General features: G+C 69.5%; 18 protein-coding genes, 1 tRNA gene and 3 pseudogenes. 10 read left to right on the top strand and 12 right to left on the bottom strand.

What is annotated here, in order from left to right:
* Nucleotides 1-462: 462 nt before the first annotated feature.
* Nucleotides 463-1,320, bottom strand: a complete 858-nt coding sequence (gene nth, locus OG875_RS13300) for an endonuclease III (protein WP_330177735.1) — start codon at nucleotides 1,318-1,320, stop codon at nucleotides 463-465.
* A 311-nt stretch (nucleotides 1,321-1,631) separates the two neighbouring features.
* Here nth and OG875_RS13305 point away from each other — a divergent pair, with 311 nt between their 5' ends.
* Nucleotides 1,632-2,306 (top strand): Crp/Fnr family transcriptional regulator, encoded by a 675-nt coding sequence (locus OG875_RS13305; RefSeq protein WP_023539685.1) that lies wholly within the window; start codon nucleotides 1,632-1,634, stop codon nucleotides 2,304-2,306.
* Between the two features lie 253 nt (nucleotides 2,307-2,559).
* On the opposite strand, the gene OG875_RS13310 is transcribed toward OG875_RS13305, so the two are convergent.
* The 4 genes from OG875_RS13310 to OG875_RS13325 form a co-directional block, all read right to left on the bottom strand.
* Nucleotides 2,560-3,414, bottom strand: coding sequence for an MBL fold metallo-hydrolase (locus OG875_RS13310; RefSeq protein WP_330174430.1), 855 nt, complete (start codon nucleotides 3,412-3,414; stop codon nucleotides 2,560-2,562).
* The gene (locus OG875_RS13315; protein WP_330174431.1) at nucleotides 3,411-4,346 is read right to left on the bottom strand and encodes an NUDIX hydrolase; all 936 of its coding nucleotides are present in this window, start codon (nucleotides 4,344-4,346) and stop codon (nucleotides 3,411-3,413) included. The genes OG875_RS13310 and OG875_RS13315 overlap by 4 nt, the downstream gene beginning before the upstream one ends.
* Nucleotides 4,347-4,438: 92 nt before the next feature.
* Entirely contained in the window at nucleotides 4,439-4,909 is a 471-nt protein-coding gene (locus OG875_RS13320; RefSeq protein ID WP_330174432.1) for a RidA family protein, read from the bottom strand.
* The gene (locus OG875_RS13325) at nucleotides 4,906-5,067 is read right to left on the bottom strand and encodes a DUF4177 domain-containing protein (protein ID WP_023539689.1); all 162 of its coding nucleotides are present in this window, start codon (nucleotides 5,065-5,067) and stop codon (nucleotides 4,906-4,908) included. The genes OG875_RS13320 and OG875_RS13325 overlap by 4 nt, the downstream gene beginning before the upstream one ends.
* 209 nt (nucleotides 5,068-5,276) lie before the next feature.
* Here OG875_RS13325 and OG875_RS13330 point away from each other — a divergent pair, with 209 nt between their 5' ends.
* Complete coding sequence (locus OG875_RS13330; protein WP_330174433.1) at nucleotides 5,277-6,236, top strand: ArsA family ATPase; 960 nt, start codon at nucleotides 5,277-5,279, stop codon at nucleotides 6,234-6,236.
* Nucleotides 6,236-7,744: an ArsA family ATPase gene (locus OG875_RS13335; protein WP_330174434.1), complete on the top strand. Its 1,509-nt coding sequence runs from the start codon at nucleotides 6,236-6,238 to the stop codon at nucleotides 7,742-7,744. Before OG875_RS13330 ends, OG875_RS13335 begins: the two co-directional genes overlap by 1 nt.
* A gap of 173 nt (nucleotides 7,745-7,917) precedes the next feature.
* On the opposite strand, the gene OG875_RS13340 is transcribed toward OG875_RS13335, so the two are convergent.
* Nucleotides 7,918-8,298 carry a WhiB family transcriptional regulator gene (locus tag OG875_RS13340; protein WP_330174435.1) on the bottom strand — a complete coding sequence of 127 codons (381 nt, stop codon included), beginning with the start codon at nucleotides 8,296-8,298 and terminating at the stop codon, nucleotides 7,918-7,920.
* Between the two features lie 513 nt (nucleotides 8,299-8,811).
* Between OG875_RS13340 and OG875_RS13345 the strand changes: the two genes are divergently transcribed.
* Nucleotides 8,812-11,109 carry a transglycosylase domain-containing protein gene (locus tag OG875_RS13345; protein WP_330174436.1) on the top strand — a complete coding sequence of 766 codons (2,298 nt, stop codon included), beginning with the start codon at nucleotides 8,812-8,814 and terminating at the stop codon, nucleotides 11,107-11,109.
* 462 nt (nucleotides 11,110-11,571) lie between these two features.
* On the opposite strand, the gene OG875_RS13350 is transcribed toward OG875_RS13345, so the two are convergent.
* Entirely contained in the window at nucleotides 11,572-12,039 is a 468-nt protein-coding gene (locus OG875_RS13350; protein ID WP_330174437.1) for a GatB/YqeY domain-containing protein, read from the bottom strand.
* 99 nt (nucleotides 12,040-12,138) lie between these two features.
* Here OG875_RS13350 and OG875_RS13355 point away from each other — a divergent pair, with 99 nt between their 5' ends.
* From OG875_RS13355 to OG875_RS13370, 4 genes are all read left to right on the top strand, one after another.
* Nucleotides 12,139-13,077, top strand: coding sequence for a metallophosphoesterase (locus OG875_RS13355; RefSeq protein ID WP_330174438.1), 939 nt, complete (start codon nucleotides 12,139-12,141; stop codon nucleotides 13,075-13,077).
* A gap of 95 nt (nucleotides 13,078-13,172) precedes the next feature.
* Nucleotides 13,173-13,246, top strand: a tRNA-Pro gene (locus OG875_RS13360).
* Nucleotides 13,247-14,009: 763 nt separating this feature from the next.
* A complete protein-coding gene (locus tag OG875_RS13365) occupies nucleotides 14,010-15,050 on the top strand; it encodes an AAA family ATPase (protein WP_330174439.1) in 1,041 nt (346 codons plus the stop codon).
* Nucleotides 15,047-15,607 carry a phosphotransferase-like protein gene (locus OG875_RS13370; protein WP_330174440.1) on the top strand — a complete coding sequence of 187 codons (561 nt, stop codon included), beginning with the start codon at nucleotides 15,047-15,049 and terminating at the stop codon, nucleotides 15,605-15,607. The genes OG875_RS13365 and OG875_RS13370 overlap by 4 nt, the downstream gene beginning before the upstream one ends.
* Before the next feature lie 37 nt (nucleotides 15,608-15,644).
* Here OG875_RS13370 and OG875_RS13375 read toward each other — a convergent pair whose 3' ends face one another.
* Both OG875_RS13375 and OG875_RS13380 read right to left on the bottom strand, forming a co-directional pair.
* On the bottom strand, nucleotides 15,645-16,502 hold the full coding sequence (locus OG875_RS13375; RefSeq protein ID WP_330174441.1) for an NAD(P)-dependent oxidoreductase: 858 nt from the start codon (nucleotides 16,500-16,502) through the stop codon (nucleotides 15,645-15,647).
* Nucleotides 16,499-17,173, bottom strand: a complete 675-nt coding sequence (locus tag OG875_RS13380; protein WP_330174442.1) for an HAD family hydrolase — start codon at nucleotides 17,171-17,173, stop codon at nucleotides 16,499-16,501. Before OG875_RS13380 ends, OG875_RS13375 begins: the two co-directional genes overlap by 4 nt.
* Nucleotides 17,174-17,357: 184 nt before the next feature.
* On the opposite strand from OG875_RS13380, the pseudogene OG875_RS13385 reads away from it, so the two are divergent.
* A pseudogene (locus tag OG875_RS13385) lies at nucleotides 17,358-18,215 on the top strand (hypothetical protein).
* Here the strand turns inward: OG875_RS13385 and OG875_RS13390 are convergent.
* Both OG875_RS13390 and OG875_RS30990 read right to left on the bottom strand, forming a co-directional pair.
* A pseudogene (locus OG875_RS13390) lies at nucleotides 18,193-19,067 on the bottom strand (IS5 family transposase). The pseudogenes OG875_RS13385 and OG875_RS13390 overlap by 23 nt on opposite strands.
* A 39-nt stretch (nucleotides 19,068-19,106) precedes the next feature.
* Nucleotides 19,107-19,220 (bottom strand): annotated as a pseudogene (locus tag OG875_RS30990) (IS5/IS1182 family transposase); the annotation flags it as partial.
* Between the two features lie 35 nt (nucleotides 19,221-19,255).
* On the opposite strand from OG875_RS30990, the gene OG875_RS13395 reads away from it, so the two are divergent.
* Nucleotides 19,256-20,152 (top strand): phosphorothioated DNA-binding restriction endonuclease, encoded by an 897-nt coding sequence (locus OG875_RS13395; protein WP_330174443.1) that lies wholly within the window; start codon nucleotides 19,256-19,258, stop codon nucleotides 20,150-20,152.
* Nucleotides 20,153-20,172: 20 nt separating this feature from the next.
* On the opposite strand, the gene OG875_RS13400 is transcribed toward OG875_RS13395, so the two are convergent.
* The gene (locus OG875_RS13400) at nucleotides 20,173-23,028 is read right to left on the bottom strand and encodes an NACHT domain-containing protein (RefSeq protein WP_330174444.1); all 2,856 of its coding nucleotides are present in this window, start codon (nucleotides 23,026-23,028) and stop codon (nucleotides 20,173-20,175) included.
* Nucleotides 23,029-23,115: the final 87 nt, after the last annotated feature.

The following is a 23,115-nucleotide window of genomic DNA, read 5'->3' on the forward strand; positions in this document are numbered from 1 at the left end:
TCTTCGCTTCGTAAGGTCGCGACCGCTGTGGGCCTGACGGCCGGGCCGGCGGAGCCGTCCGTGCCGTCCGCCGTCGTGTTTCCGGTCGCGGTCGTGGTCGTGGTCGTGTGTCCGGTCGTACTCGTGCTCGTACCTGCGTTCGTGCTCGTGCTCGTGGTGTGGCTTGCGGTGTTGCTCGTGGTCGAGTCATGGATCCGTCCGGCGCGCGCGGTGCGTGCGGTCCCCGCGGCGTGTGTGTCAGTTCGTGTCATCGGCACCCCCGACGTACAACGCCCGCTGTCGCACGGATCGTTCCACCCTCATGTGCCGGGGATCTTCCTCTCACGCCCAGCGCGTTCACCGCGTTCACCGCTTCCAGCGCGTTCACCGCGTCCGCCCGTCCCGTGCCCGACCGTTCCGCCCGGCCCCCCGTTCCCTCCGGTGATACGGCCCCGGCCCGCCGTTCGCTCACCGCGCGGGCGCTCATTCCGCCCCGGCCGGGGTGCCGAGGGCCGGAGCCGGCTTGCCCGGGTAGTCCGGCGGCGGGGAGAGCCGCTGTCCCGGATGGCCGCCCATCTCGTACTTCAACAGCTTCTTCGCCTTCTCCGGGTCGGTCTCGCCCTCTCCGTACGAAGGGCAGAGGTCGGCGATCGGACAGGCGCCGCAGGCGGGCTTGCGGGAGTGGCAGATCCGGCGGCCGTGGAAGATGATCCGGTGCGAGAGCATCGTCCACTCGCTCTTGGGGAAGATGTCGGCGATCTCCGCCTCGACCTTCTCCGGGTCCTCCTGCCCGGTCCACTTCCAGCGGCGGACGAGCCGGCCGAAGTGGGTGTCCACGGTCAGTCCCGGCACACCGAAGGCGTTGCCGAGCACCACGTTGGCCGTCTTGCGGCCGACACCGGGGAGCGTCACCAGGTCCTTCAGCGTGCCGGGCACCTCGCCGTCGTAACGGTCGCGCAGCGCCGTCGACAGCCCTATGAGCGATCTCGTCTTGGCGCGGAAGAACCCGGTGGGGCGGATGACCTCCTCCAGCTCCTCGGGCACGGCGGCGGCCATGTCCTCCGGGGTCGGGTACTTCGCGAAGAGCGCGGGGGTCGTCTGGTTGACGCGCAGGTCCGTCGTCTGGGCCGACAGGACCGTGGCGACGAGCAGCTCGAAGGGGTCGCGGAAGTCCAGCTCCGGGTGGGCGTACGGATAGACGTCCGCCAGCTCCCGGTTCATCCGGCGGGCGCGCCGGACCATCGCCAGCCGCGACTCCGGCTTGGCGGTCTTCTTACTGGTGTTACTGGTGACTTTGTTCTTGGTGACGTTGTTCGACTTCGCTGAGGACTGTTCGCCCACAGCGGAATTGCGCTTCTGTGGCACTCTTCCAGCTCCCTTGGCCTGCCCTCTCACCGGTGAGTTGGACACCCGGCCAGCGTAGAGCCCGGCACTGACATCCGCCCCGGCCCCGGCCGATCACCACCCGAATCGGGCCCCGGGGCACGGTTCGGGGCGGGTGTGCGTCAAACTTGTGACTGATCGCACGTTTTCGACAACGGGTGACCGGTACGGAGACAGAGTCGCCACCGGACGGACACCCGTGCATATGCAGCGCGTCCGGCATCATGGGACCCGACGGTCCCCTGAGCAGGTCGACAAGGAGAGATTTCGTGGACGACGTTCTACGACGCGCCCCGCTCTTCGCGGCGCTCGACGACGAGCAGGCCGCGGAGCTCCGGGCTTCGATGAGTGAGACGACGCTCGCCCGTGGCGACGCGCTGTTCCACGAAGGCGACCCCGGCGACCGCCTCTACGTGGTCACCGAGGGCAAGGTCAAACTGCACCGCACATCCCCCGACGGCCGGGAGAACATGCTGGCCGTCCTCGGCCCCGGCGAACTGATCGGCGAGCTGTCGCTGTTCGACCCGGGCCCGCGTACCGCCACCGCGAGCGCCCTCACCGAGGTCAAGCTCCTCGGTCTGGGCCACGGCGACCTCCAGCCCTGGCTGAACGCCCGCCCGGAGGTGGCCACCGCGCTGCTGCGCGCCGTCGCGCGCCGGCTGCGCAAGACGAACGACCAGATGTCCGACCTGGTCTTCTCCGACGTGCCGGGCCGGGTCGCCCGCGCGCTCCTCGACCTGTCGCGCCGGTTCGGCGTGCAGTCGGAGGAGGGCATCCACGTGGTCCACGACCTCACCCAGGAGGAGCTGGCCCAGCTGGTCGGCGCGTCCCGCGAGACGGTCAACAAGGCGCTCGCCGACTTCGCCCAGCGCGGCTGGCTCCGTCTGGAGGCCCGCGCGGTGATCCTGCTGGACGTGGAGCGCCTCGCGAAGCGCTCCCGCTGACCGGCCGGACGGGCGTCAGCCCGTTACCGGGGGCACGGACCGGCCCGGTCGCGCGCCCCGCACAGCGCGAGGGGTACACGCGCCCCGGAAAGCGCCGTACGACACGTGTCGCCGCCGTAAGACCCCGGAAGGCCGCCCCGCTCCCCGAGCCGGGTGGCCTTCCGTACGAAGGCGCCCCCGGCGCACGGAGAAGCGGTACGCGGCCCCCGGCCGCGCCAGGCCGGCAGCGAGAGCCACGGGGCCTGCGGGGCGACTACGCGCCCGACGGCCAGGAGATCAGCCCGTGCTCCCGCAGATACTCCAGCTGCGCCCGCACCGACAGCTCCGCCGCCGGCCACAGCGACCGGTCCACGCCGCTGCCTCCGTACACATGTGCCACGATCTCCGCCGCCGAGCGGTAGCCGTTCTCCACCGCCGTCTCGACCTGCGCGAGCCGGCTCGCCCGGTGCGCCAGGTAGTACTCGACGGCCCCCTGGGCGTCCTCCAGTACGGGCCCGTGGCCCGGCAGCACCGTGTGGACACCGTCGTCCACGGTCAGCGACCGCAGCCGCCGCAGCGAGTCGACGTAGTCGCCCAGCCTGCCGTCCGGATGGGCCACCATCGTCGTACCGCGCCCCAGGACCGTGTCCCCGGTGAGCACCGCGCGGTCGGCCGGCAGATGGAAGCAGAGCGAGTCGGAGGTGTGCCCGGGGGTGGCCACGACGCGCAGTTCGAGACCGCCCTCGGTGACCACGTCCCCGGCGGCCAGCCCCTCGTCACCGAGCCGCAGGGCGGGGTCCAGGGCCCGTACGGGCGTACGCGTCAGTTCGGCGAAGCGCGCCGCGCCCTCCGCGTGGTCCGGGTGGCCGTGGGTGAGGAGGGTGAGCGCGACGCGGGTGCCGGCCTGTTCGGCGGTGGTGAGGACGGCCCGCAGATGCGTCTCGTCCAGCGGGCCGGGGTCGATCACCACCGCGATCCCGGAGTCCGGCTCGGAGACGATCCAGGTGTTGGTGCCGTCGAGGGTCATCGCCGACGCGTTGGGCGCGAGGACGTTGACCGCGCGGGCCGTCGCGGGGCCCGACAGGACCCCTCCGCGCGGCTGTCCCGGCAGCGCCGCCGCGTCCGTCATCGGTCCCCGCCCCTCGGACCCTTGGGACCCTCCGGCCCCGTCACCTCGTTCAGCTCCGGCGCCTCCTCAGGAGGCACGCGAAGAGGCACGCGCTTGGTGAACTCGTCCTGCCCCGGCCAGCTCAACACCACCTCGTCGCCCTCCACCCGGGGTGTCGCCAGTACGGGCGCCAGATCCCGCCCGGCAGCCGCTCCGAGCGCCCCGGCGGCGGAGCCGTACGGCTGGAGCTGGCGCAGGGTCGCCACGGTGGGCGGCATCATCAGCAGCTCGCCACTGTCGTATCCGAGCGTCGCGTCGGCGGGCCTGATCCACACCGTACGGTCGGCCTCGGTGGAGGCGTTGCGCGTACGCTGCCCGGCCGGCAGCGCGGCCACGAAGAACCAGGTGTCGTACCGCCTGGGCTCGAACTCCGGGGTGATCCACCGGGTCCAGGCCGCCAGGAGGTCGCTGCGCAGGGTCAGCCCCCGCCGGTCCAGGAAGTCCGCGAAGGACAGCTCACGGCCGACCAGGGCGGCCCGGTCGGCCTCCCAGTCGTCCCCCGTGGTGTCCCCGACGACGGTGTCGGCGCTCTCCCCCGCCAGCAGCACCCCGGCCTCCTCGTACGTCTCGCGCACCGCCGCGCAGACAACCGCCTGCGCGGACGGGGCGTCGACGCCGAGCCGCCGCGCCCACACGTCCCGTCCCGGGCCCGCCCAGCGGACGAGACGGTCGTCGTCGCGCGGGTCGACACCACCGCCCGGATACGCGTACGCACCTCCGGCGAAGGCCATGGAGGTGCGACGGCGCAGCATGTGTACGGAGGGCCCGTCGACGTCGTCGCGCAGCAGCATCACGGTCGCCGCCCGCCGCGCGGGCGCCACGCTCAGCTCACCCAGGGCGAACGCGCGAATGCGGCCGGACCACTCGGGCGGGAACCACTGACCATTGGGCATGCCGGGATGCTACGGGCTTCCCCGGCGATGTTCGAGAGCCACTTCCCGGGGCTCCGGCGGCCCGGAACGCCCCCGAGGAGGGCCCGCGCGGGTCAGTCCGCGACCAGCTCCACCTGGATCTCGACCTCGACCGGGGCGTCCAGCGGCAGGACGGCCACACCGACCGCGCTGCGGGCGTGCACGCCCTTGTCGCCGAAGACCTGCCCGAACAGTTCGCTCGCCCCGTTGAGGACGGCCGGCTGGCCGGTGAAGTCGGGCGCGGAGGCGACGAAGCCCACGACCTTAACGACGCGCGCGACGCGGTCCAGATCGCCGACGACGGACTTCACGGCGGCCAGCGCGTTCAGCGCGCAGACCCGGGCGAGGTCCTTGGCCTCCTCCGGTGTCACCTCGGCGCCGACCTTGCCGGTCACCGGGAGCTTGCCGTCCACCATCGGCAGCTGCCCGGCCGTGTAGACGTACACGCCGGTGCGCACGGCCGGCTGGTACGCCGCCAACGGAGGTACGACCTGCGGAACCGTCAGTCCCAGTTCGGCGAGAGCCGCCTCGACCACGCCGCTCACGCGGACTTCTCTCGCTTCAGATAGGCCACCAGCTGCTCGGGGTTGTTCGGCCCCGGAATGACCTGGACGAGCTCCCAGCCGTCCTCGCCCCAGGTGTCCAGAATCTGCTTCGTCGCGTGCACGAGGAGAGGCACGGTCGCGTATTCCCACTTCGTCATGGGCCGACTGTATCCGCCCCGGGTGGCGAGCTCCGCCAGAGCCCGGGAAGGATCTCGTACGGAGCGCTCATGCGCCCTCGTACCTGGCCCTCCGATGCCCTCCCGCGAGGCCGGTGGGTGTTCTCGTACGGACCCCGTGGGCGCCCTCGTACGAAGGCGGTCGACGGCCTCGTGCGTAGCGCGCGGCCCGACTGGTTAGGCTCGAATGTGTGAGCAGGCTCCAGGTCGTCAGCGGCAAGGGCGGGACCGGTAAGACCACGGTCGCCGCGGCCCTCGCGCTCGCCCTCGCGACGGAGGGCAAGCGCACCCTCCTGGTGGAGGTCGAGGGCAGACAGGGCATCGCACAGCTCTTCGAAACGGAGGCGCTTCCTTATGAGGAACGGAAGATCGCCGTCGCCTCGGGCGGCGGCGAGGTGTACGCCCTGGCCATCGACGCCGAGCGCGCCCTCCTCGACTACCTCCAGATGTTCTACAAGCTCGGCAGCGCGGGCCGCGCGCTCAAGAAGATCGGCGCCATAGATTTCGCGACCACCATCGCGCCGGGCGTCCGGGACGTCCTGCTGACCGGAAAGGCGTGCGAGGCCGTACGCCGCCGGGACAAGCGGGGCCGGTTCGTGTACGACCACGTGGTGATGGACGCGCCGCCCACCGGCCGCATCACGCGCTTCCTGAACGTGAACGACGAAGTCGCCGGTCTCGCCAAGATAGGGCCGATACACAACCAGGCACAGGCCGTGATGCGGGTGCTCAAGTCGCCCGACACCGCCGTGCACCTGGTCACCCTCCTTGAGGAGATGCCCGTCCAGGAGACCGCCGACGGCGTCGGCGACCTGCGCGCCGCCGCGCTGCCCGTCGGCAAGGTGATCGTGAACATGGTCCGCCCGCACCTCCTCGACGAGGAGGCCGTCAAGGGCGTCGCCGGCAGCCGTCGTAAGGAGGTCACCAAGGCACTGGCGGCGGCCGGGGTGAGCGCGCCCACGAAACTCGTGGGACCTCTTCTGGAGCAGGCCGCCGAGCACGCCCAGCGCGTGGAGCTGGAGCGCGAGCAGCGGGCCGTCCTGGCGAAGCTCGGGCTGCCCACGTACGAACTCCCCCTGATCGGCGAGGGCATGGACCTCGCCGGTCTGTACCGCCTGGCGGGGGAGCTACGGAATCTCGGGGAGGTGTGATGACTCTGGACCCGGCGGCGGCCCCCCTCGAGATCGACCCGCTGCTCGACGACCCTCAGACCCGCATCATCGTGTGCTGCGGTTCCGGCGGCGTCGGCAAGACGACCACGGCCGCGGCGCTCGGCGTACGGGCGGCGGAGCGCGGCCGCAAGGTGGTCGTGCTGACCATCGACCCGGCCCGCAGGCTCGCCCAGTCCATGGGCATCGACTCGCTCGACAACACTCCGCGGCAGGTCAAGGGCGTCGACGGCGCCGGCGAACTGCACGCGATGATGCTGGACATGAAGCGCACCTTCGACGAGATCGTCGAGGCGCACGCGGACCCCGACCGGGCCCGCGCGATCCTGGACAACCCCTTCTACCAGTCCCTGTCGGCCGGTTTCGCGGGCACGCAGGAGTACATGGCGATGGAGAAGCTGGGGCAGCTGCGGGCGCGCGACGAGTGGGACCTGATCGTCGTGGACACCCCGCCGTCGCGCTCCGCGCTGGACTTCCTGGACGCGCCGAAGCGGCTGGGCTCGTTCCTGGACGGGAAGTTCATCCGGCTGCTGATGGCCCCGGCGAAGATGGGCGGCCGGGCCGGGATGAAGTTCCTGAACGTCGGGATGTCGATGATGACCGGCACGCTCGGGAAGCTGCTCGGCGGCCAATTCCTGCGTGACGTGCAGACGTTCGTGGCCGCGATGGACACGATGTTCGGCGGTTTCCGGACCCGGGCGGACGCGACGTACCGGCTGCTCCAGGCGCCGGGCACGGCGTTCCTGGTGGTCGCGGCGCCGGAGCGGGACGCGCTGCGCGAGGCGGCGTACTTCGTGGAACGGCTGGCCGCCGAGGGGATGCCGCTCGCGGGTCTGGTCCTCAACCGGGTGCACGGCAGCGGCGCGGCGCGGCTGTCGGCGGAGCGGGCGCGGGCCGCCGCAGAAAATCTTGAAGAGAGCGGCATTGTGGATCAGGGCGACGGGAAGGATCTCGTCCGTGAGGCCGCTTCCCCCGCGGGCTCGCCCCCCGACGTCCCCGAGGCACCCCACACGCCCGAGCCGCACCCGCACACCTCGCCGTCCCGGCAACTCCCGCACCAGGAAACGGAATCACGGACGTCCGGACGCAATGCGCCGTCCGGGCCGGAATCACCCACGTCGCAGACCGCGGCGTCCCACGCACAGGAGTCGGAGACCACCGCACCACAGACCCGGACCAAGACGCAGACCCCGGCACCCGAATCGCAGGCATCCGCGTCACCGGCATCCGAATCACATGGCCCCGGATCACCTGGCCCCGGGCAGCCGTCCGTCAATCAGCTGACCGCAGGACTGTTGCGGCTGCACGCCGAGCGCATGCAGGTGCTGGGGCGTGAGCAGCGCACCCGCGACCGCTTCACCGCGCTCCATCCCGAGGTGCCGGTGGCCGAGGTCGCGGCGCTGCCCGGTGATGTGCACGACCTCGCCGGCCTCCGGGCCATCGGCGACCGCCTCGCGGCGGGCGGAAGCACGGCGACGGGGACCGTGTAACAGCGTGTCCGCGTAACACCGTGCCGCGTAACGGCGCGACGGACGGCAAGGCCCGCCCCGCCCGACCGGGCGAAGACACGCTGGCCGACGGATGGGGCGTGCGTATATGCGCCGAAAAGCGCTCCGGACGCGGCAGCACCGCGGCGACGGCCGGCCCGTCCGAGCTACGTGGCCTACCCCACCGCCGCCCATGTCTCGTCGATGACGTCGGCGTAGTGGCGCGAGCCGTACGTCTCGTCGTCGACGTCCCCCAGGCCGGCGGGCAGAATGCCCGCGCTGCGCTCGTACTCGGTGCGCGCGGTTTCGAGCAGCCGTCGCCACGAGGTGACGGTGGGGCGCCTGCGCAGCAAGGCGCGTCGCTCCCGCTCGGTCATTCCGCCCCACACGCCGAATTCGACGCGGTTGTCCAGCGCGTCGGCCAGGCATTCCGTCCGCACCGGGCATCCGGTGCACACCGCCTTGGCCCTGTTCTGCGCTGCGCCCTGCACGAACAATTCATCCGGATCGGTAGTGCGGCATGCTGCCTGCGCACTCCAGTCGGTTACCCAGCCCATCCCGGCGCCGTCCTCTCCCGAATCGAGGCTCCCCCACGGCGGAGCGGCATATTCACCGCTGCCAGTTGAGGACGTTACGGAAGGTGGGCACAGCGCAACACCCCCTTCGGGCCCAATCTTGAATGGCCCGAACGGACTATGCGTGCGCGGCAGATCACCCAGGGGAGTGACCCGAAGACATGCGTGATGAAACAGACAAGTCTGGATGATTGCCTTGTTTCACAACGGACTTCAACTGACATGATGGGCGAAATCGGTCAGGGTTTTCAACGGTAAGCGATGACCCGGATGTTCACGTCAACAACCTGAGAGGACCGGATACGAAACCGCACCGCGACGACAATCGCCATGCCGACCACGCGACAACCTCAGCGACGAGCGTTGCGACAACTGCCGCGACAACTGCCGTCACGACCGCCGCAACGCCCCCTGTAACAACGGTTGTGACAGTTGAACGCAGCTTAGGCCAGAGCCTTTGTGTCTGTCCGGCGAATCAGAACGTAGGCTGCTGCCATGCCAAAATTGCGCTCCGGCGGTGGTCTGACCGGGACCCAGCAGGCCGCCAAGTTCCTCGGTGTCAGTGTCCTCGCGGGGGCCGTGCTGGCGGGAATCGCCCTGCCCGCCTTCGGAGTTCTGGGCCTGGCCGCCAAGGGGACGGTCGAGGGGTTCGACGAGATCCCGGCCAACCTCAAGACACCGCCGCTCAGCCAGCGCACCACGATCCTGGACAAGGACGGCGGCGCCATCGCCACCGTCTACTCGCGCGACCGGACCGTCGTCCCGCTCACCGAGATGTCGCCGTACATGCAGAAGGCGATCGTCGCGATCGAGGACTCGCGCTTCTACGAGCACGGCGCGGTCGACCTCAAGGGCGTACTGCGCGCGGCCAATCGCAACGCGCAGTCGGGCGGCGTCTCCCAGGGCGCGTCGACCCTCACCCAGCAGTATGTGAAGAACGTCTTCGTCGAGGAGGCCGGCGACGACCCCGACAAGGTCGCCCAGGCCACCCAGCAGACCATCGGCCGCAAGATCCGCGAGCTCAAGTTCGCGATCCAGGTCGAGGAGGAGCTGGGCAAGAAGAAAATCCTTGAGAACTATCTGAACATCACCTTCTTCGGCCAGCAGGCGTACGGCGTCGAGGCCGCCGCGCACCGCTACTTCTCGAAGTCGGCGAAGGACCTGAAGCTGGAGGAGGCGGCGCTGCTGGCCGGCCTCGTCCAGTCCCCCAGCCGGTACGACCCGGTGAACGACCCGGACGAGGCGACCAAGCGCCGCAACACCGTGATCCAGCGCATGGCCGACGTGAAGGACATCTCGCAGGCCGAGGCCGACCGCGCCAAGGCGACCGAGATCAACCTGAAGGTGAGCCGTCCCAAGAACGGCTGCATCACGGCGGTCAAGGGCGCGGGCTTCTTCTGCGACTACGTACGCAAGGTGTTCCTCACCGACGCCTCCTTCGGCAAGACCCAGGAGGACCGCGCCAAGGTCTGGAACCAGGGCGGTCTGACCATCCGTACGACCCTCGACCCGCAGGCCCAGGAATCGGCGCAGAAGTCGATCAAGGACCACGTCTACAAGACGGACGAGGTCGCCACCGCCCTGTCGATCGTCCAGCCGGGCAGCGGCAAGATCCTCGCGATGGGCCAGTCGCGGCCGTACGGCGGCGGCAAGAGCGAGACGTACATCAATCTCTCCGTCGACGAGGACATGGGCGGCGGCGCCGGCTACCAGCCCGGCTCGACGTTCAAGCCGATCGTCGCGGCGGCGGCCCTGGAACAGGGCATCCAGCCGACCCAGACGTACCCCTCGCCGTACCAGATGGACTACCCGAGCCCGGTGCGGACGTGCAAGGGCCAGTGGACCGACCAGGGCGTGCCGGTCGAGAACGAGAACGAGACCGAGGTCGGCCCGTACGGCATGAAGGAGGCGACCGCCAAGTCGGTCAACACCTACTACGTACAGCTGATCAGCCAGATCGGCGTCTGCCCGGTGACCGAACTGGCCCGGAAGATGGGCATCGAGCGGGCCAACGGCAAGCCGATAGAGCAGCTTCCGTCGATCACGCTCGGCACGCAGGAGATGTCGCCGCTGACCATGGCGTCGGGGTACGCCGCGTTCGCCAACCGGGGCACGTACTGCACCCCGATCGCCATCGAGTCGATCACCGGCCCGAACGGCAAGGAGATGGACGTCCCCAAGACGTCCTGCTCGCGGGCGATGTCGGAGCGGACGGCCGACACGATCAACACCCTCCTCGCGGGCGTGGTCGAGGACGGCACGGGCCAGCAGGCGGGCCTCGGCGGCAGGCCGAGCGCGGGCAAGACCGGTACGACCGACTTCCGGCTCGCCGCCTGGTTCGTGGGCTACACGCCGAACATGGCGGGCGCGGTGTGGGTCGGTGACCCGTCGCACAAGAAGAAGATGGTGGACATCACCATCGGCGGCCAGTACCACGCGAAGGTCTTCGGCGGCGGCGTCCCCGGCCCGATCTGGCGCGACGCGATGAGCGGCGCGCTGGACGGCAAGGAGGCGCCGGCCTTCAACACCGTCGACATCCCGGACCCGCCGAAGGAGGAGCCCGAGGGGAACGGGGACGGTGACCGTGACCGGCCGGGGGACAACCGCGGGAACGGCAACGGCGGCGGTGACAACGCCGGTGGCGGGAACGGCGGAAACGGCGGCGAGGGCGACGGCACCGGCGACGGGGGCAACGGCGACACGGACCCGGGCCAGGACCCCGGCCAGGGCCCGCCCCAGCCGGGCGACCCGGGTGGCGGCGACAACGGCGGCGGGTTCCCGGGCTTCCCGTAGGACGCGCCCGAGCGGGCCATGACGACCGGGTCCGACGCCTGAGGCACGACCGAAGAACAAGCACATAGGAGAAGGGCTCCCGCCGAGGACATCGGCGGGAGCCCTTCTCTCGTACGTCCGTACGTCTCCGCTTCGGCGTACCGGTTCGTAGGTTTCCACGCGGGTGTGCGCGGCTTCGGGCCGTTCCGCACAAGCCCGCACCGTCTCGTACGGTCCCGTACAAGTTCGCACCAAACCGTGCGAACTCCCACCGGCCCGCGCTCCTCCGCACCGCCCCGCACGGTTCTGCGCGGTTCTGCACGGGACCGTACGAGTTCACCGCCCCACATCATCCGTACGGACCTGCACCGTTACGTACTGGCCGACGTCGGCCGGCATCGACCCGCGTCGGCCTGCTCGGCCGGTATCGACCCGCGTCGACCCGTATCGACCGGTGTCGGCCGGTGTCGGCCCGTACGGTCGTCAGCTCCCGGCCAGGCTCCGCTTGACGACGGCGGCGACCCGCCCGCCCTCGGCCCGACCCGCGACCTTCGGCCCGACGATCTTCATGACGGCGCCCATCGCCCGGGGACCCTCGGCACCGGCCGCCCTCGCCTCGTCCACGGCCCCCGCGACGATCACGCCGAGCTCGTCGTCGGTCAGCTGCTGCGGAAGGTACGCGTCCAGCAGTACGCCCTCCGCCTTCTCCCGCTCGGCCTGCTCGGTCCGCCCGCCCTGCGCGAACGCCTCGGCCGCCTCGCGGCGCTTCTTGGCCTCCTTGGCGATCACCTTCTGCACCTCGTCGTCGGAGAGCTCGCGCGCCGACGTGCCGGAGACCTCCTCCTTGGAGATGGCGGCGAGGGTCAGCCGGAGGGTGGCGGAGCGCAGCTCGTCGCGCGCCTTGATCGCGACGATGAGGTCGTCGTGCAGCCTGGACTTGAGCGTGGTCATGCGCACAGTGTGTCAGGTACGGGGCAGAAGACGCCGTTCAGTTTCCCCTGGGCCCGGAGCGTGGCCGGGCGGCTGGTGTGAATCTGCGACGATGACACCATGCGCGCACGCTACGGAGTCCCCCTGAAAGTGACCGCGGGAATCGCGGCCGTCGGAGCGGCCGGAATCGCCTACGCCGCCGGTTTCGAAGCCCGTTCGTTCCGGCTGCGACGGGTCTCCGTACCCATGCTGCCGGAAGGCATGCGGCCGTTGCGGGTCCTGCACGTCTCGGACGTCCACATGGTCCGCGGCCAGCGCAAGAAGCAGCGCTGGCTCCGGTCCCTGGCCGGGCTGCGCCCCGACTTCGTGGTGAACACCGGCGACAACCTCTCCGACCCGGAGGGCGTACCGGAACTGCTCGACGCGCTGGGCCCGCTGATGGAGTTCCCGGGGGTCTACGTCTTCGGCTCCAACGACTACTACGGCCCCGCACTGCGCAACCCGGCGCGCTACATCTTCGAGAAGGCCCAGGGCCGGCACGGCCTGAACGGCAACGCGCCGGCCGTCAACGTCGTCCACAACCCGTGGGAGCCGATGCGCGACGCCTTCGACTCGGCGGGCTGGGTGGGTCTGACCAACACGCGCGGCCGGCTCAAGATCGACGGCCACGAGATCGCCTTCACAGGCGTGGACGACCCCCACATCAAGCGCGACCGCTACCCGGAGGTCGCGGGCGGCCCGGAACCGGACGCGGACCTCTCGATCGGCGTGGTCCACGCCCCGTACCTGCGCGTCCTGGAGGCGTTCACCTCGGACGGCTACCCCCTGATCCTGGGCGGCCACACCCACGGCGGCCAGCTCCGCATCCCGCTCTACGGCGCGCTGGTCACCAACTGCGACCTGGACACGTCCCGCGCGAGGGGCCTCTCCACGTACGACGCGGGGGGCCACACCGCGTACCTCCACGTCTCGGCGGGCTGCGGCACGAACCGCTACACGCCGGTCCGCTTCGCCTGCCCCCCGGAGGCGACACTCCTCACCCTGGTCCCCCGCCGCTGACCCCCGCGTCCCCTCCACACCCCACCCGAAACCGGATTTCGCCTGCGGCGGCCGGTGGGCTAAAGTAATCGATGTCGCCGCGACACGGGCGACATCGGGGTGTAGCGCAGCTTGGCAGCGCGCTTCGTTCGGGACGAAGAGGTCGTGGGTTCAAATCCCGCCACCCCGACAGTAAAACGCCAGCTCAGGCCCGGTGCTGAGAAATCAGTACCGGGCCTGATTTGTGTTGCGGGCTCATTTTGGGAGCCATTTGGGAGCCGACTTCGGGGAGGGGCTCCCCGGTGGCTCCCAGCGAGTGGCGTTCCGCCTTCGAGCGTGCCGGGCGCCGCATGTGCCCCGGGAGAGTCATCCCCACGGCTTGTGCCGAGGAGCCCGCAGGCGGTACGACGATCGCCATGCACCCTTGGTCTCCGTTAAACGACCGGCAGCTCGCGCTCCTCACCCGCATCGAGGGTGGAAGCGACCCCGTCACGTCGGACAGTCCCCAGCTCGCTCTTACCGCCAGTGGCACAGTCGGCGTGTTCACAGCCTCAGCCCCGACAGAAAGTTCGCGAGGGACACCGTGACGTCCGGCACGAGCGGCCCCGACGCTGTGGGTTCCGGCGAGGTGGAGGCCGAAAACCGTACACACCACGGTGTGGCCCGCTTTGAGCCCACCACCACGGCATGAGAAGACGATCACGATGCCGAGGATCAGCAGGGCAGCGACTTCGACAGCCACCGCGGAGCCCCCTTCGATCTCGTACGGATACTGGAGACCGAGGCGGGTAGACGACGGCCGCGTCGGTGTGACCATGACAGCGGTCCGGACGCGCCCGGAGTATCACGAGCCGTTGCCGGAGCTGTTCATCATCGGCTCATGGTTGGTTGGTCTGACTTTTCAACATCCGCTTGCACACACGCTCATGAGAGGCTGTCCTAGGCTCCGGATCATGACCAGAGATGGGCAGGCGGTAGGCGCGGTGGGGAAGAGTCGGCCGGGCTGGCGCCCGGACAGGTTGAGGCAGCAACGCGAAGCCCACGGCCTGACGCTGGAGGGCGCGGGCGAGCAACTGCGTGAGGTGGCACGGGCCGCCGGACTCGCGGTGCCGGCCGCCAACTTCCAGACTCTGTGGCAGCACGAGCAGGGCGAGACCTATCCCGGACCGCACTACCGCCGCGCGTACTGCCTGTTGTATCGCGCGACCGAGCCCGAACTCGGCTTCCGTAATGCCCTGCCCGACGAGGCCAGGAAGCTCAAGTTCACTGCGTCGAGCGAACCGCACAACGGGGCCCACGTGCTGGCGGTGGAGCGCGCGTTGCTCCAGCTCTCGCCGGGTACGGAGGAAACCGACGGGCAAGGGGTACAGCAGCGAATCCTTGACGCCTGGAAGCGCCGTCACACCGGCGGCGACCCGAACAAGCCGACACTGCTGATGGTCGGCGGCTACGCCGGCAGCGGGAAATCGGAGTTCGCCCGCTTCATATCCCAGCTCACTGGTTGGCCGGTTCTCGACAAGGATCCGATCACGCGTCCCCTCGTCGAGCGCCTTCTCATAGAGATGGGCAGTGACCCCAACGACCGGCACACCGACCTCTACCGGGAGAAGGTTCGCCCGCTGGAATACCAGTGCCTGCTGGAGACCGCGTACGCGAATATCGACTGCTCGATCAGCACGGTCCTGAGCGCACCGTTCATCTCCGAGTCCACCGACCCTCGGTGGATGGGCCGCCTGATCAATCGCTGCGAAGCGCGCGGCGTCACCGTGGCCGTCGTCTGGATCCAGTGCGACCTCGACACGATGCACGAGTACATCACCTTCCGGTCCGCCGCCCGGGACAGCTGGAAGCTCCAGAACTGGGACACGTACGCCGCCGGCATCGACCTCGAACTACAGCCCGTCGTACCGCACTTGGTCGTCGACAACCGGCTCGGCTCTGCTATATCCCTCACGGACCAGGTGCGCCAGGTCTTCGGCACGGTGTTCCAGTGAGACGAGGCATCCTGCTGTACGGGCCGCCAGCGGCAGGCAAGGACACGATCACGGCAGCACTGTCCGAACTGGACGAGCGGTACGTGCCGTTCACCCGACTGAAGATCGGGACCGGGAAGACTCGGGGCTACCGAATGGGTACACCGGAGCAGCTGGCCGCCTTGGAAGCACGCGGCGAGGTCATCTACCGCAACGACCGGTACGGCAACGTCTACGTCGTCGACCGCCCCGGCCTCGACGAGGCCATGGAGGGCGGCAAGACTCCTGTCGTCCACCTCGGCCAGATGGCGGGGATGGACCAGGTGACAGCCCTCTTCCCGGCGCACTGGGTGCGCGTCCTGCTGTGGTGCTCCGAGGAGACCACCGCCCGGCGCTCACCGCAGCGGGGGGACACGGACACGGCGGCTCGGCTGGCGGCGTGGGACGCCACTCGGGCCGACCTCGTGAATCATCCACAGGCTCACTGGGAGTTGCGCGTGGACACGAATGTGACGGCGCCTCGTGAGGCCGCACACAAAATCGACGACATCGTCTGCGCCACGTCACCTCGTTCCTGACGGCCAGGAGAGTAGCGAACTGACGCACGCTCGCCGCTCAACTCGAGCTGTTCAGGTCACCTTCGACGCGCAAGGCTTCCAGCGCCTCGGCGATGCCCAGGCGCGCGTCTCTGCTGCCGTCCCATCGGGCGAGTGTGGCGGCAGCGGCGCGCATGAGTTCGTCGGTCAACCCGACATCGCTGAGCAGAGCCGCCGCGTCCTCAAGCTCCGGGCCCCAACGCCAGGCGCGGGCAACGGTCTTGGGGATGTAGTCGGTCTCCACGAGGTAGCTGCGGGTGCGCTTGGCCGCGATCTCCAGTAGCTCGTCCGCGACACCGTACGAGTCCGCGGCCCCGTACGCGACGGCGGCCAGCACGCGGGAGACCTTCTGGTAGCTGGAGTATGCGAGCTTGAGTGCGGAGGCTTTGCCGATGCTGTCGCCCAGGACGTGGGGTCGCACGTCGGTGCCGGCGAAGAGTTCGGCGATCCGGTCTGCCTGTTTGCCGGGGCCGGACAGATAGAGCGTCGGGTACTTGCCGCCTACCGGAGGCGATCCGACCACGGCGGCGTCGACGACCAGCATCGGGGCCAAGCGGTCGGCGATGCGCTGCACGCGCGTCGGCGAGACGGCGTTCGCTTCAACATAGATCACGCCCGCGCTGGCCATACCGAGCTCGGCCACCTGCGCGGCAGTCTCCTCCGCTGCGGCGGGAGGGCATAGAGAGAGCAGCACGTCGGAGCGGGAGACGAGCTCGGCCAGCGCCTCGGCTTCGAGACCCGCGTGCCCGGCCCGGCGGCGGGTTGTGTCGCTGCGTCCGTCAGGACACCACAGGACGATGTGGCCGCGGGAGCGCAGCTGGGCGCCGAAGGCTGATCCCATGCTGCCGGGGTGAAACAGCCCGATGGTGTGCGTCATGTCGTGGTCCTCGTGTTGCCGGCGGAATGCTGAAGCAGCAGGTCGATGGCAGCACGTGCATGCGGCACCGTGTGGTCCGCCCCGGAATCGTCCAGCGGCCAGGAACGGTCGTTGCCGATCCAGATGGTGCTCAGCCCCGCGGAGCGTCCGCCGCCGATGTCGTTCACGGGGTTGTCACCGACCATCCAGCCGCCGTCGCCCAGCACGGCGCCACAGCGGGCCGCCGCCAGGGCGAAGTGGCGGATCTGCGGTTTGCGCGCGTGGGCCTCATCGGAGACGAAGACGCCATGCACGCGCTCGGCGATCCCGGTGGCCTGCAGCTTGGTGCGCTGGATTTCCACTGCACCGTTGGTCGCCACTCCCACCCGCCAGCCAGCCGCACGCAGCTCGTCCAAGCCGTCGAGGACCTCGGCCTGGCACGACACCAAGGCCGCGATATCGGTGTAGTACGCGCGCCACAATTCCGTGGTCGAGATAGGCAGCCGATAGCGGGTGCGGATCATGTCGAAGGTGGACGGATAGGCCCGGTCGGCCACCATGTCCAGGACGTGCGACTGCTCCTCGTCTTCCAGACCGTGCCGGGTGGCGAACTTGGCAACCCAGTCAGCAAGCGCTCCCCTTCGGTCCACGAGGGTGTTGTCGAGGTCGAAGAGAACGAAGAGGCGCTGCACATCTCGCAGCCTAATGCGCGGCGGTCAGCTCTCGCGGAGAGCGAAACGGTCCGCGGCCCGGGCGGAGCTCTGATGCGGCAGGACGACGGTGGGGACCATACAGTCAGGATCTGGGGTGGCTGGCTGTACCGCCCATACCTCGGCAACGGGTACCTCTCACCGCACCACTGCTGCGGTCGCGTCCATGGCGGTCTCGGTCTCCGCGGGGGGGCTGTCGACCTACGCGTACAGCCGGTTGACGAGGTTCTTGATCGCGTCGAGCGGTCTCTCCAAGTGGGGCTGCTTCCGGACACGATGGTGCGCAAGCGCCGATCCGTGGGGGCCAGGACAGACCGCGGCACGTGGGTGCGGATCGAGCGGCGCCTGCTCGACAAGATCTCCGAGCAGGGGTGGAACGGGACGGAAAGTGCCGCCCGTCTGAAGGGCATTGCCCAGCCCGAATGGCACGGATGTGTGGTCTGGCGGGCCACGGACGCGCCGGTGACGTGGCGAGCCGACGAAACGGAGCTCCTGCCAGGGGCTCCTGTCGGAAACGCCATCCTGAGTGAAGCCCCGGAGCTGTCAGATGACTGGTGGGAGGCGTTGAACGCGTCGTTGGACGCGCTGGCGGCCCAGAGCACGAGCCGGGTTGCCACACCGGACACCGGCACCATCACCCAGGCCCTCGTCGCCGAGTCCGTCCGAGGTGTTTTTCTCCGGCGATCTCGATACGACCATTGAACAGTGGGTGCCGGCTCACGCGGACCTGAACTGGGCCAACATGACCGCTCCGGCGTTCAGTCTCTTCGACTAGGAGGACTGGGGTAACGCGCCGCTGGGGCTGGACTCGGCCTCGCTGTGGGCGAGTTCCCTCGCTGTCCCGGTTCTGGCCGATCGCGTATGGCACGAGCGCCGGTCCGACTTCGAGAGCCGGGACGGCAAGTTGATGACGATGTTCGCCTGCTCGAAGATCCTCGGGCCGTAGGCACACCCGGAAGACCCTCGGCTGGAACCCGCCCGGCGCATGGCCGAACAGATCATCACGGAGCTTCAGACCGGCTGATCGTGTGAACGGTCTCGCAGGAGACTCCGGTATTCCTGGACCGTTCGTTCCTCGACCTCGCCGACCAGGGCGCCGACGAGTTCGCCCAGATGGTGGCGAGGGCTCTGTTCTGTTTGAGGCGGCCGAGGCATCGTTCGATGACGCTGCGGCGCTGATAGGCGGTGCGGTCGAGGCGGCAGAGGCTTTCACCGCGCCGGCGTCGGCCGTTGATCTGGTCGATGCGTTCCGGGATCGTGCAGGCGATGCCACGTCTGCGCAGGTAGGCGCGGATCTTCCGGGATGAGTACTCCTTGTCTGCCGTCACCCGCCGTGGCCGGGTCCGGGGTCTGCCCGGGCCCGGCCGGGCCACCCGGATGCGGTTCATGACCGGCTCGAACTGGGTGCGGTCGTTGGTGTTGCCGCCGGTCAGGGTGAAGGCGAGGGGCTAGCCCCGGCCGTCGCGGGCAAGGTGGATCTTGGCGGTCAGCCCGCCCCGTGACCGGCCGAGCGCCTCACCCTCCCAGAGCCCCCTTTTCGGGCCCCGGCCGCGTGCTGATGAGCCCGCACCGTCGTGGAGTCGACACAGACAAGGCTCCAGTCCACCTCCCCGACAGCGTCCGAGTGCTGCTGGACGTGCGCCAGAAGCCGGTTCCACGTGCCGTCGGCCGACCAGCGGCGGAACCGTTCGTACACCGTCTTCCACGGACCGTAGCGCTCCGGAAGATCCCGCCAGGCCGCCCCGGTCGACAGCTTCCACAGAATGCCGTTCACCACCTGACGACGGTCACGGACAGGACGCCCCATCCGCGACCTCGGCAACAACGGCTCCACCACAACCCACGCCTCATCAGTCAACTCATGACGTCTGACCACGACTTACCAACGACCAACACACTTTGCGGACACGCCCTAGCCCCGGTCGGCGTGCCAACGTCGGGGCTTGCGAAGGGGCTTGCGAAGGGGCTTGCGAAGGGGATGTCCTCGAAGTCCTCGGATCGGGGGGACGGTGTCCAGTGGGGGAAGGAGCCCCTCGCCCCACCCCCTGTCCGTACCATCCCCCCATGGATTGGCTGGGGCGGGTCGCCGGGTTGAGGCAGTGGAGTCGGGGTGGGGTGCGGGCGCCGCACAAGCCGTTGTTGCTGTTGTACGCGCTGGGGCGGTTTCAGGGGGACGCCGAAGGGGAGTTGCGGTACACCGCCGTGGAAGGGGACTTGAAGCGGTTGCTGGCGGAGTACGGTCCTACGCGGCCGACCACGCCCGCGTATCCGTTTCATCATCTGGTCAACGACGAGGTGTGGGAGGTGCGTACCGACCGGGGGCCCGGGAGTCCCGGGAGTGGGGTCGGGGAGTTGCGGGCCGGTGGGGCCGTCGGGCGGCTGGCGCCCGGGTTGCGGGCGGCGTTGCGGCGTGAGCCCTCGCTGCTGGGGCGCATGGCGCGGGTGCTGCTGGATCTGCACTTTCCGCCCTCGCTCCACCAGGACCTGTGCGAAGCGGTAGGCCTGGAGCTGGAGTTGGCGGAGACGGGCTCCCCCGCCGCGCCCGGGCGGCGTCAACGCGATCGGCGGATGCGGGAGTTGGTGCTGACCGCCTACGAGTACCAGTGCACCTTCTGTGGCTACGACGGCATGATCGATACCGTGTCGGTGGGGCTGGAGGCCGCGCACGTACGGTGGTGGGCGTACGACGGGCCCGACGACGTCGACAACGGGCTGTGTCTGTGCTCCCTGCATCACAAGCTGTTCGACAGGGGTGTCCTCGGCATAGGTGACGGTCACCGCATCCTGGTCTCCCAGCGCTTCGTCGGCCGCAGCCCCGCCGCCCGTGACCATGTCACGGCGCTCGCCGGGCGTCGGCTCATCGGGCCCCAGCCGGGCGTCGCGCCCGTCGCGGCGGCGCACCGTACCTGGCACACCACACAGGTGTTCAGAGGGTCGCCACGCCACAGCGCCGTGCTCTGACAGGGGTGTTGGGCAGGGGTCTAGAGGCGTACCACCTCCATGGACGAGGGGAGGGCGGCGGTGCCGGAGACGACCGCGTCCTGGGGGAGGTGGATCTGACGCAGCGTCGGGATCTTCGCCAGCGGGGTCACGTCGAGTTGGGACAGCGGGGCCTCGATGGTGAGGGAGTGCAGTTGTGAGAACTCGTCGACCCAGGTCAGCGACTCGCCGATGGGGGTGGTCAGCCAGAGGTGGGTGACCCGTCCTTTCCGGCACCCGTTGAGGAGGTCGGGGACGGTGAACTCGCCGGCGATCTTGAGGCGGGCGCGTCCGCCGTAGCTGCTGAGCGCGTGCAGTTCGGGCAGGTTGGACACCGGGAAGTAGAGGTTGTCCTCGCGGAGATGGGCGATGACGTCCTGGCCGAACGTGTCGGTGTCGAACTGGCTCCAGGCGCGCACCAGTTCTTCTCGGACCCGCAGATCGTGGTGGTCGCGGTAGCGGGCGAGGACGTCGATCGCCGCGTCGGTGGCGATGCGGGTGGCGACGAGGACCGTGAAGTACGCCTCGTCGTCCGCCTGTTGGTCGGCCGGCCGCCGCTCCTCCTCCGACACCGCCTCAGGCATCTCCTCGAAGGCCGCCTCAAACGCTGCGTCGAACGCCGCCTCGAACGCCGCTTCGGGCGCCTTCCCCCCGGGGGATCCCCCGGAAGATCCCTCGGACGAATCTTCGGACGAATCTTCGGACGATCCATCGGACAAACCCCCGGGCAGGCCCTCGGGCTCCTCGGCCTGTTCCTCTTCGGGGTGTTCCTCCTCGGCCGCCCTCTCCGACGGGCCCGGCAGCAGGTCCAGCACCACCGGGCCGACCTCGATCAGTGCGCGGGCCTGGTCCGCCGAGCGGGGCGGGATCAGGGCGCCGGCGCGCTGCTGGACCTCGGCGCGGACCTCGGGGTCCAGTTCCGTGGCGTGTTCCAGGCAGGCCGCCGCCAGGAGATGCAGACGGTTCATGCCGTGGGCCGACACGTTGTCCCGCCGGATGAGGCCGGTCAGCAGACGGGTGCGTTCGGTCGGCCGGGAGTGGGCGACCGCCATTCTGATGACGTCCTCCCACTGGTCCAGGTGCGCGTTGGCGATGAGGAAGTCGAAGTCGAGGCCCTCCACGGCCGCCTTGGCACCGAGGTAGTCCTGGAAGGTCCGGTGGATGAAGTCCATGGAGTGCACGCTCGGTTCGCGCAGCAGTCCGCTGCGGATGAGGAGGTGCCGGTAGATCTCCTCCGCCGTGCCCTGTTCGGCCACTTTCGGCATGGTGGGCAGGGTCTGGGCGAGCAGGTCGACGGCGTCGGCGCGGTCCATCTCGGAACGGCCGTTGCGGATCATCCAGTAGGCCAGTTTCTGGATGAGCTGAATGTGGTGGGCCTCGCCGATGCGGATCGATCCGGGTTTGTAGACGCCGCGTTCACGGTCGCGCCGGAAGAGGAGCATGGAGAGCGCCGCGTCGTAGATCTCCTTGCGGCCCTCCGGCAGATAGCCCCGGCGGTCCTGATGGAGCGCGCAGATCAGACCGCACATCAGCGGGTTGGTGGCGAGCCTGCCGAGATCCTGTTTGGCGCGCACGGCACGTAACAGCTCGCGCGCGTACTGGTCGCTGATACCGGCCGCCTTGTGCCAGCGGTTCACGAAGTCGGCGATGTTGTCCCGGCTCATGGGCGCGAGGTCCGCCTCGGCGAAGTCGTCGCCGCTCAGCCAGTGTTCCCGTACGGCCGACGGGCGGGAGGTGACCAGCCACCGGTTCCTCGGGTAGGCGCTGATCAGCTCCTGGAGCCAGCGGCGGGCGTCGTTGCGGTCGTCCTCCGGGATCTCGTCGATCCCGTCGATGAGGATCAGCCCCCGGCCGGCCCTCAGTACGCGGTCGAACCAGCCCGCGGGCTGGAGCGCGGCGATCGGGCAGTCCACCGCGGACAGGAACTCGTCGGGGGCCGGGAGGGCCGCGCCGCCCCTCGTGAGCGTGCGCAGGGGCAGCACGAAGGGCACCAGGCCGTAGAGGTCCAGCTGATCCTTCTGGGTGGTGGAGACGGCCAGCCACTGGACGAGGGTGGTCTTGCCGGAGCCGGCCACGCCGCGCAGCAGTACGCGGTTGTGCCCGGCCAGCACCTGGTCGGCCGACAGGCGGGTCGGAATGGTCCCGGTCGCGTCGCCGACCACGTCGAGGCTGAGATAGGCGACGTCGAGACGCCAGTTCTGGAGGCCGTGGGAGAGTTCGAGGCCGAAGATGCTCAGCTTGCCGTGCTTGTCGGTGATGTAGCGGGCGTACCGCTCCTCGAAGGGACCGTCGGCCGGAGACGGGTGGCGGGTGATGAGCCGGTCGATCTTGCGCGTCAACTCCTCGATGCCGCGGCTCTGTTCGAGAAGGGTGCGAGGGACGAAGGTCGACCTCTGGGTGAAGAAGTTCAGGATGTGCAGGCAGGCGGTGTCCAGCACGCTCGCGTGGAGGTCGACGGCGTCGGCCGACAGGCCCATCACGGCCGTGCTGCTCATCGATCGCAGATGCCGGGCCAGTTCCATGTGCCCGAGGTTCACCGCTTGGACGTCGTCCATGTCGAGCGTGCCCATGACCCGCAGCGAGGAGGTGACGGCGTTGGTGACGGCGCACACCTCGAAGGCGGACAGCCGTTCTTCCGTGCCCGTCGCCTGGAGGGCCCGCTGGACGAGTTCCTCGGCTATCCGGTGCAGGGCGTTGTCGGACAGCGTCCGCTGCTCGCCCCGGAAGGAGACCAGCCGGGACACGCGGACGGGCTCGTCCACGAGTCCCGCCCCCGGTCCCCCGTTCAGAAAGAGCTTCCTGATCAACGGGCCCACGACGCTGGACGCGAGGCGCGCCCCGATGACACCGGGTTCCATCTGTTCTCCGATGTGGTGACTCGCGGCACCGTCCGCCGCCCGGGGCGCAAGGATATGACGAAAAGGTCATCTCCTGTCACCCTGTGT

It is taken from the genome of Streptomyces sp. NBC_01498, from assembly GCF_036327775.1.
Taxonomy (GTDB): domain Bacteria; phylum Actinomycetota; class Actinomycetes; order Streptomycetales; family Streptomycetaceae; genus Streptomyces.

Excerpts from the sequence above, each read along its gene's own strand:
- OG875_RS13325 (WP_023539689.1), bottom strand. The coding sequence starts at position 5,067 with ATGACGAAGTGGGAATACGCGACCGTGCCTCTCCTCGTGCACGCGACG.
- OG875_RS13365 (WP_330174439.1), top strand. The coding sequence starts at position 14,010 with ATGACCAGAGATGGGCAGGCGGTAGGCGCGGTGGGGAAGAGTCGGCCG.
- OG875_RS13400 (WP_330174444.1), bottom strand. The coding sequence starts at position 23,028 with ATGGAACCCGGTGTCATCGGGGCGCGCCTCGCGTCCAGCGTCGTGGGC.
- OG875_RS13350 (WP_330174437.1), bottom strand. The coding sequence starts at position 12,039 with ATGACCACGCTCAAGTCCAGGCTGCACGACGACCTCATCGTCGCGATC.
- OG875_RS13335 (WP_330174434.1), top strand. The coding sequence starts at position 6,236 with ATGACTCTGGACCCGGCGGCGGCCCCCCTCGAGATCGACCCGCTGCTC.
- OG875_RS13395 (WP_330174443.1), top strand. The coding sequence starts at position 19,256 with ATGGATTGGCTGGGGCGGGTCGCCGGGTTGAGGCAGTGGAGTCGGGGT.
- OG875_RS13375 (WP_330174441.1), bottom strand. The coding sequence starts at position 16,502 with ATGACGCACACCATCGGGCTGTTTCACCCCGGCAGCATGGGATCAGCC.
- OG875_RS13315 (WP_330174431.1), bottom strand. The coding sequence starts at position 4,346 with ATGCCCAATGGTCAGTGGTTCCCGCCCGAGTGGTCCGGCCGCATTCGC.
- OG875_RS13345 (WP_330174436.1), top strand. The coding sequence starts at position 8,812 with ATGCCAAAATTGCGCTCCGGCGGTGGTCTGACCGGGACCCAGCAGGCC.
- OG875_RS13355 (WP_330174438.1), top strand. The coding sequence starts at position 12,139 with ATGCGCGCACGCTACGGAGTCCCCCTGAAAGTGACCGCGGGAATCGCG.
- OG875_RS13310 (WP_330174430.1), bottom strand. The coding sequence starts at position 3,414 with ATGACGGACGCGGCGGCGCTGCCGGGACAGCCGCGCGGAGGGGTCCTG.
- OG875_RS13340 (WP_330174435.1), bottom strand. The coding sequence starts at position 8,298 with ATGGGCTGGGTAACCGACTGGAGTGCGCAGGCAGCATGCCGCACTACC.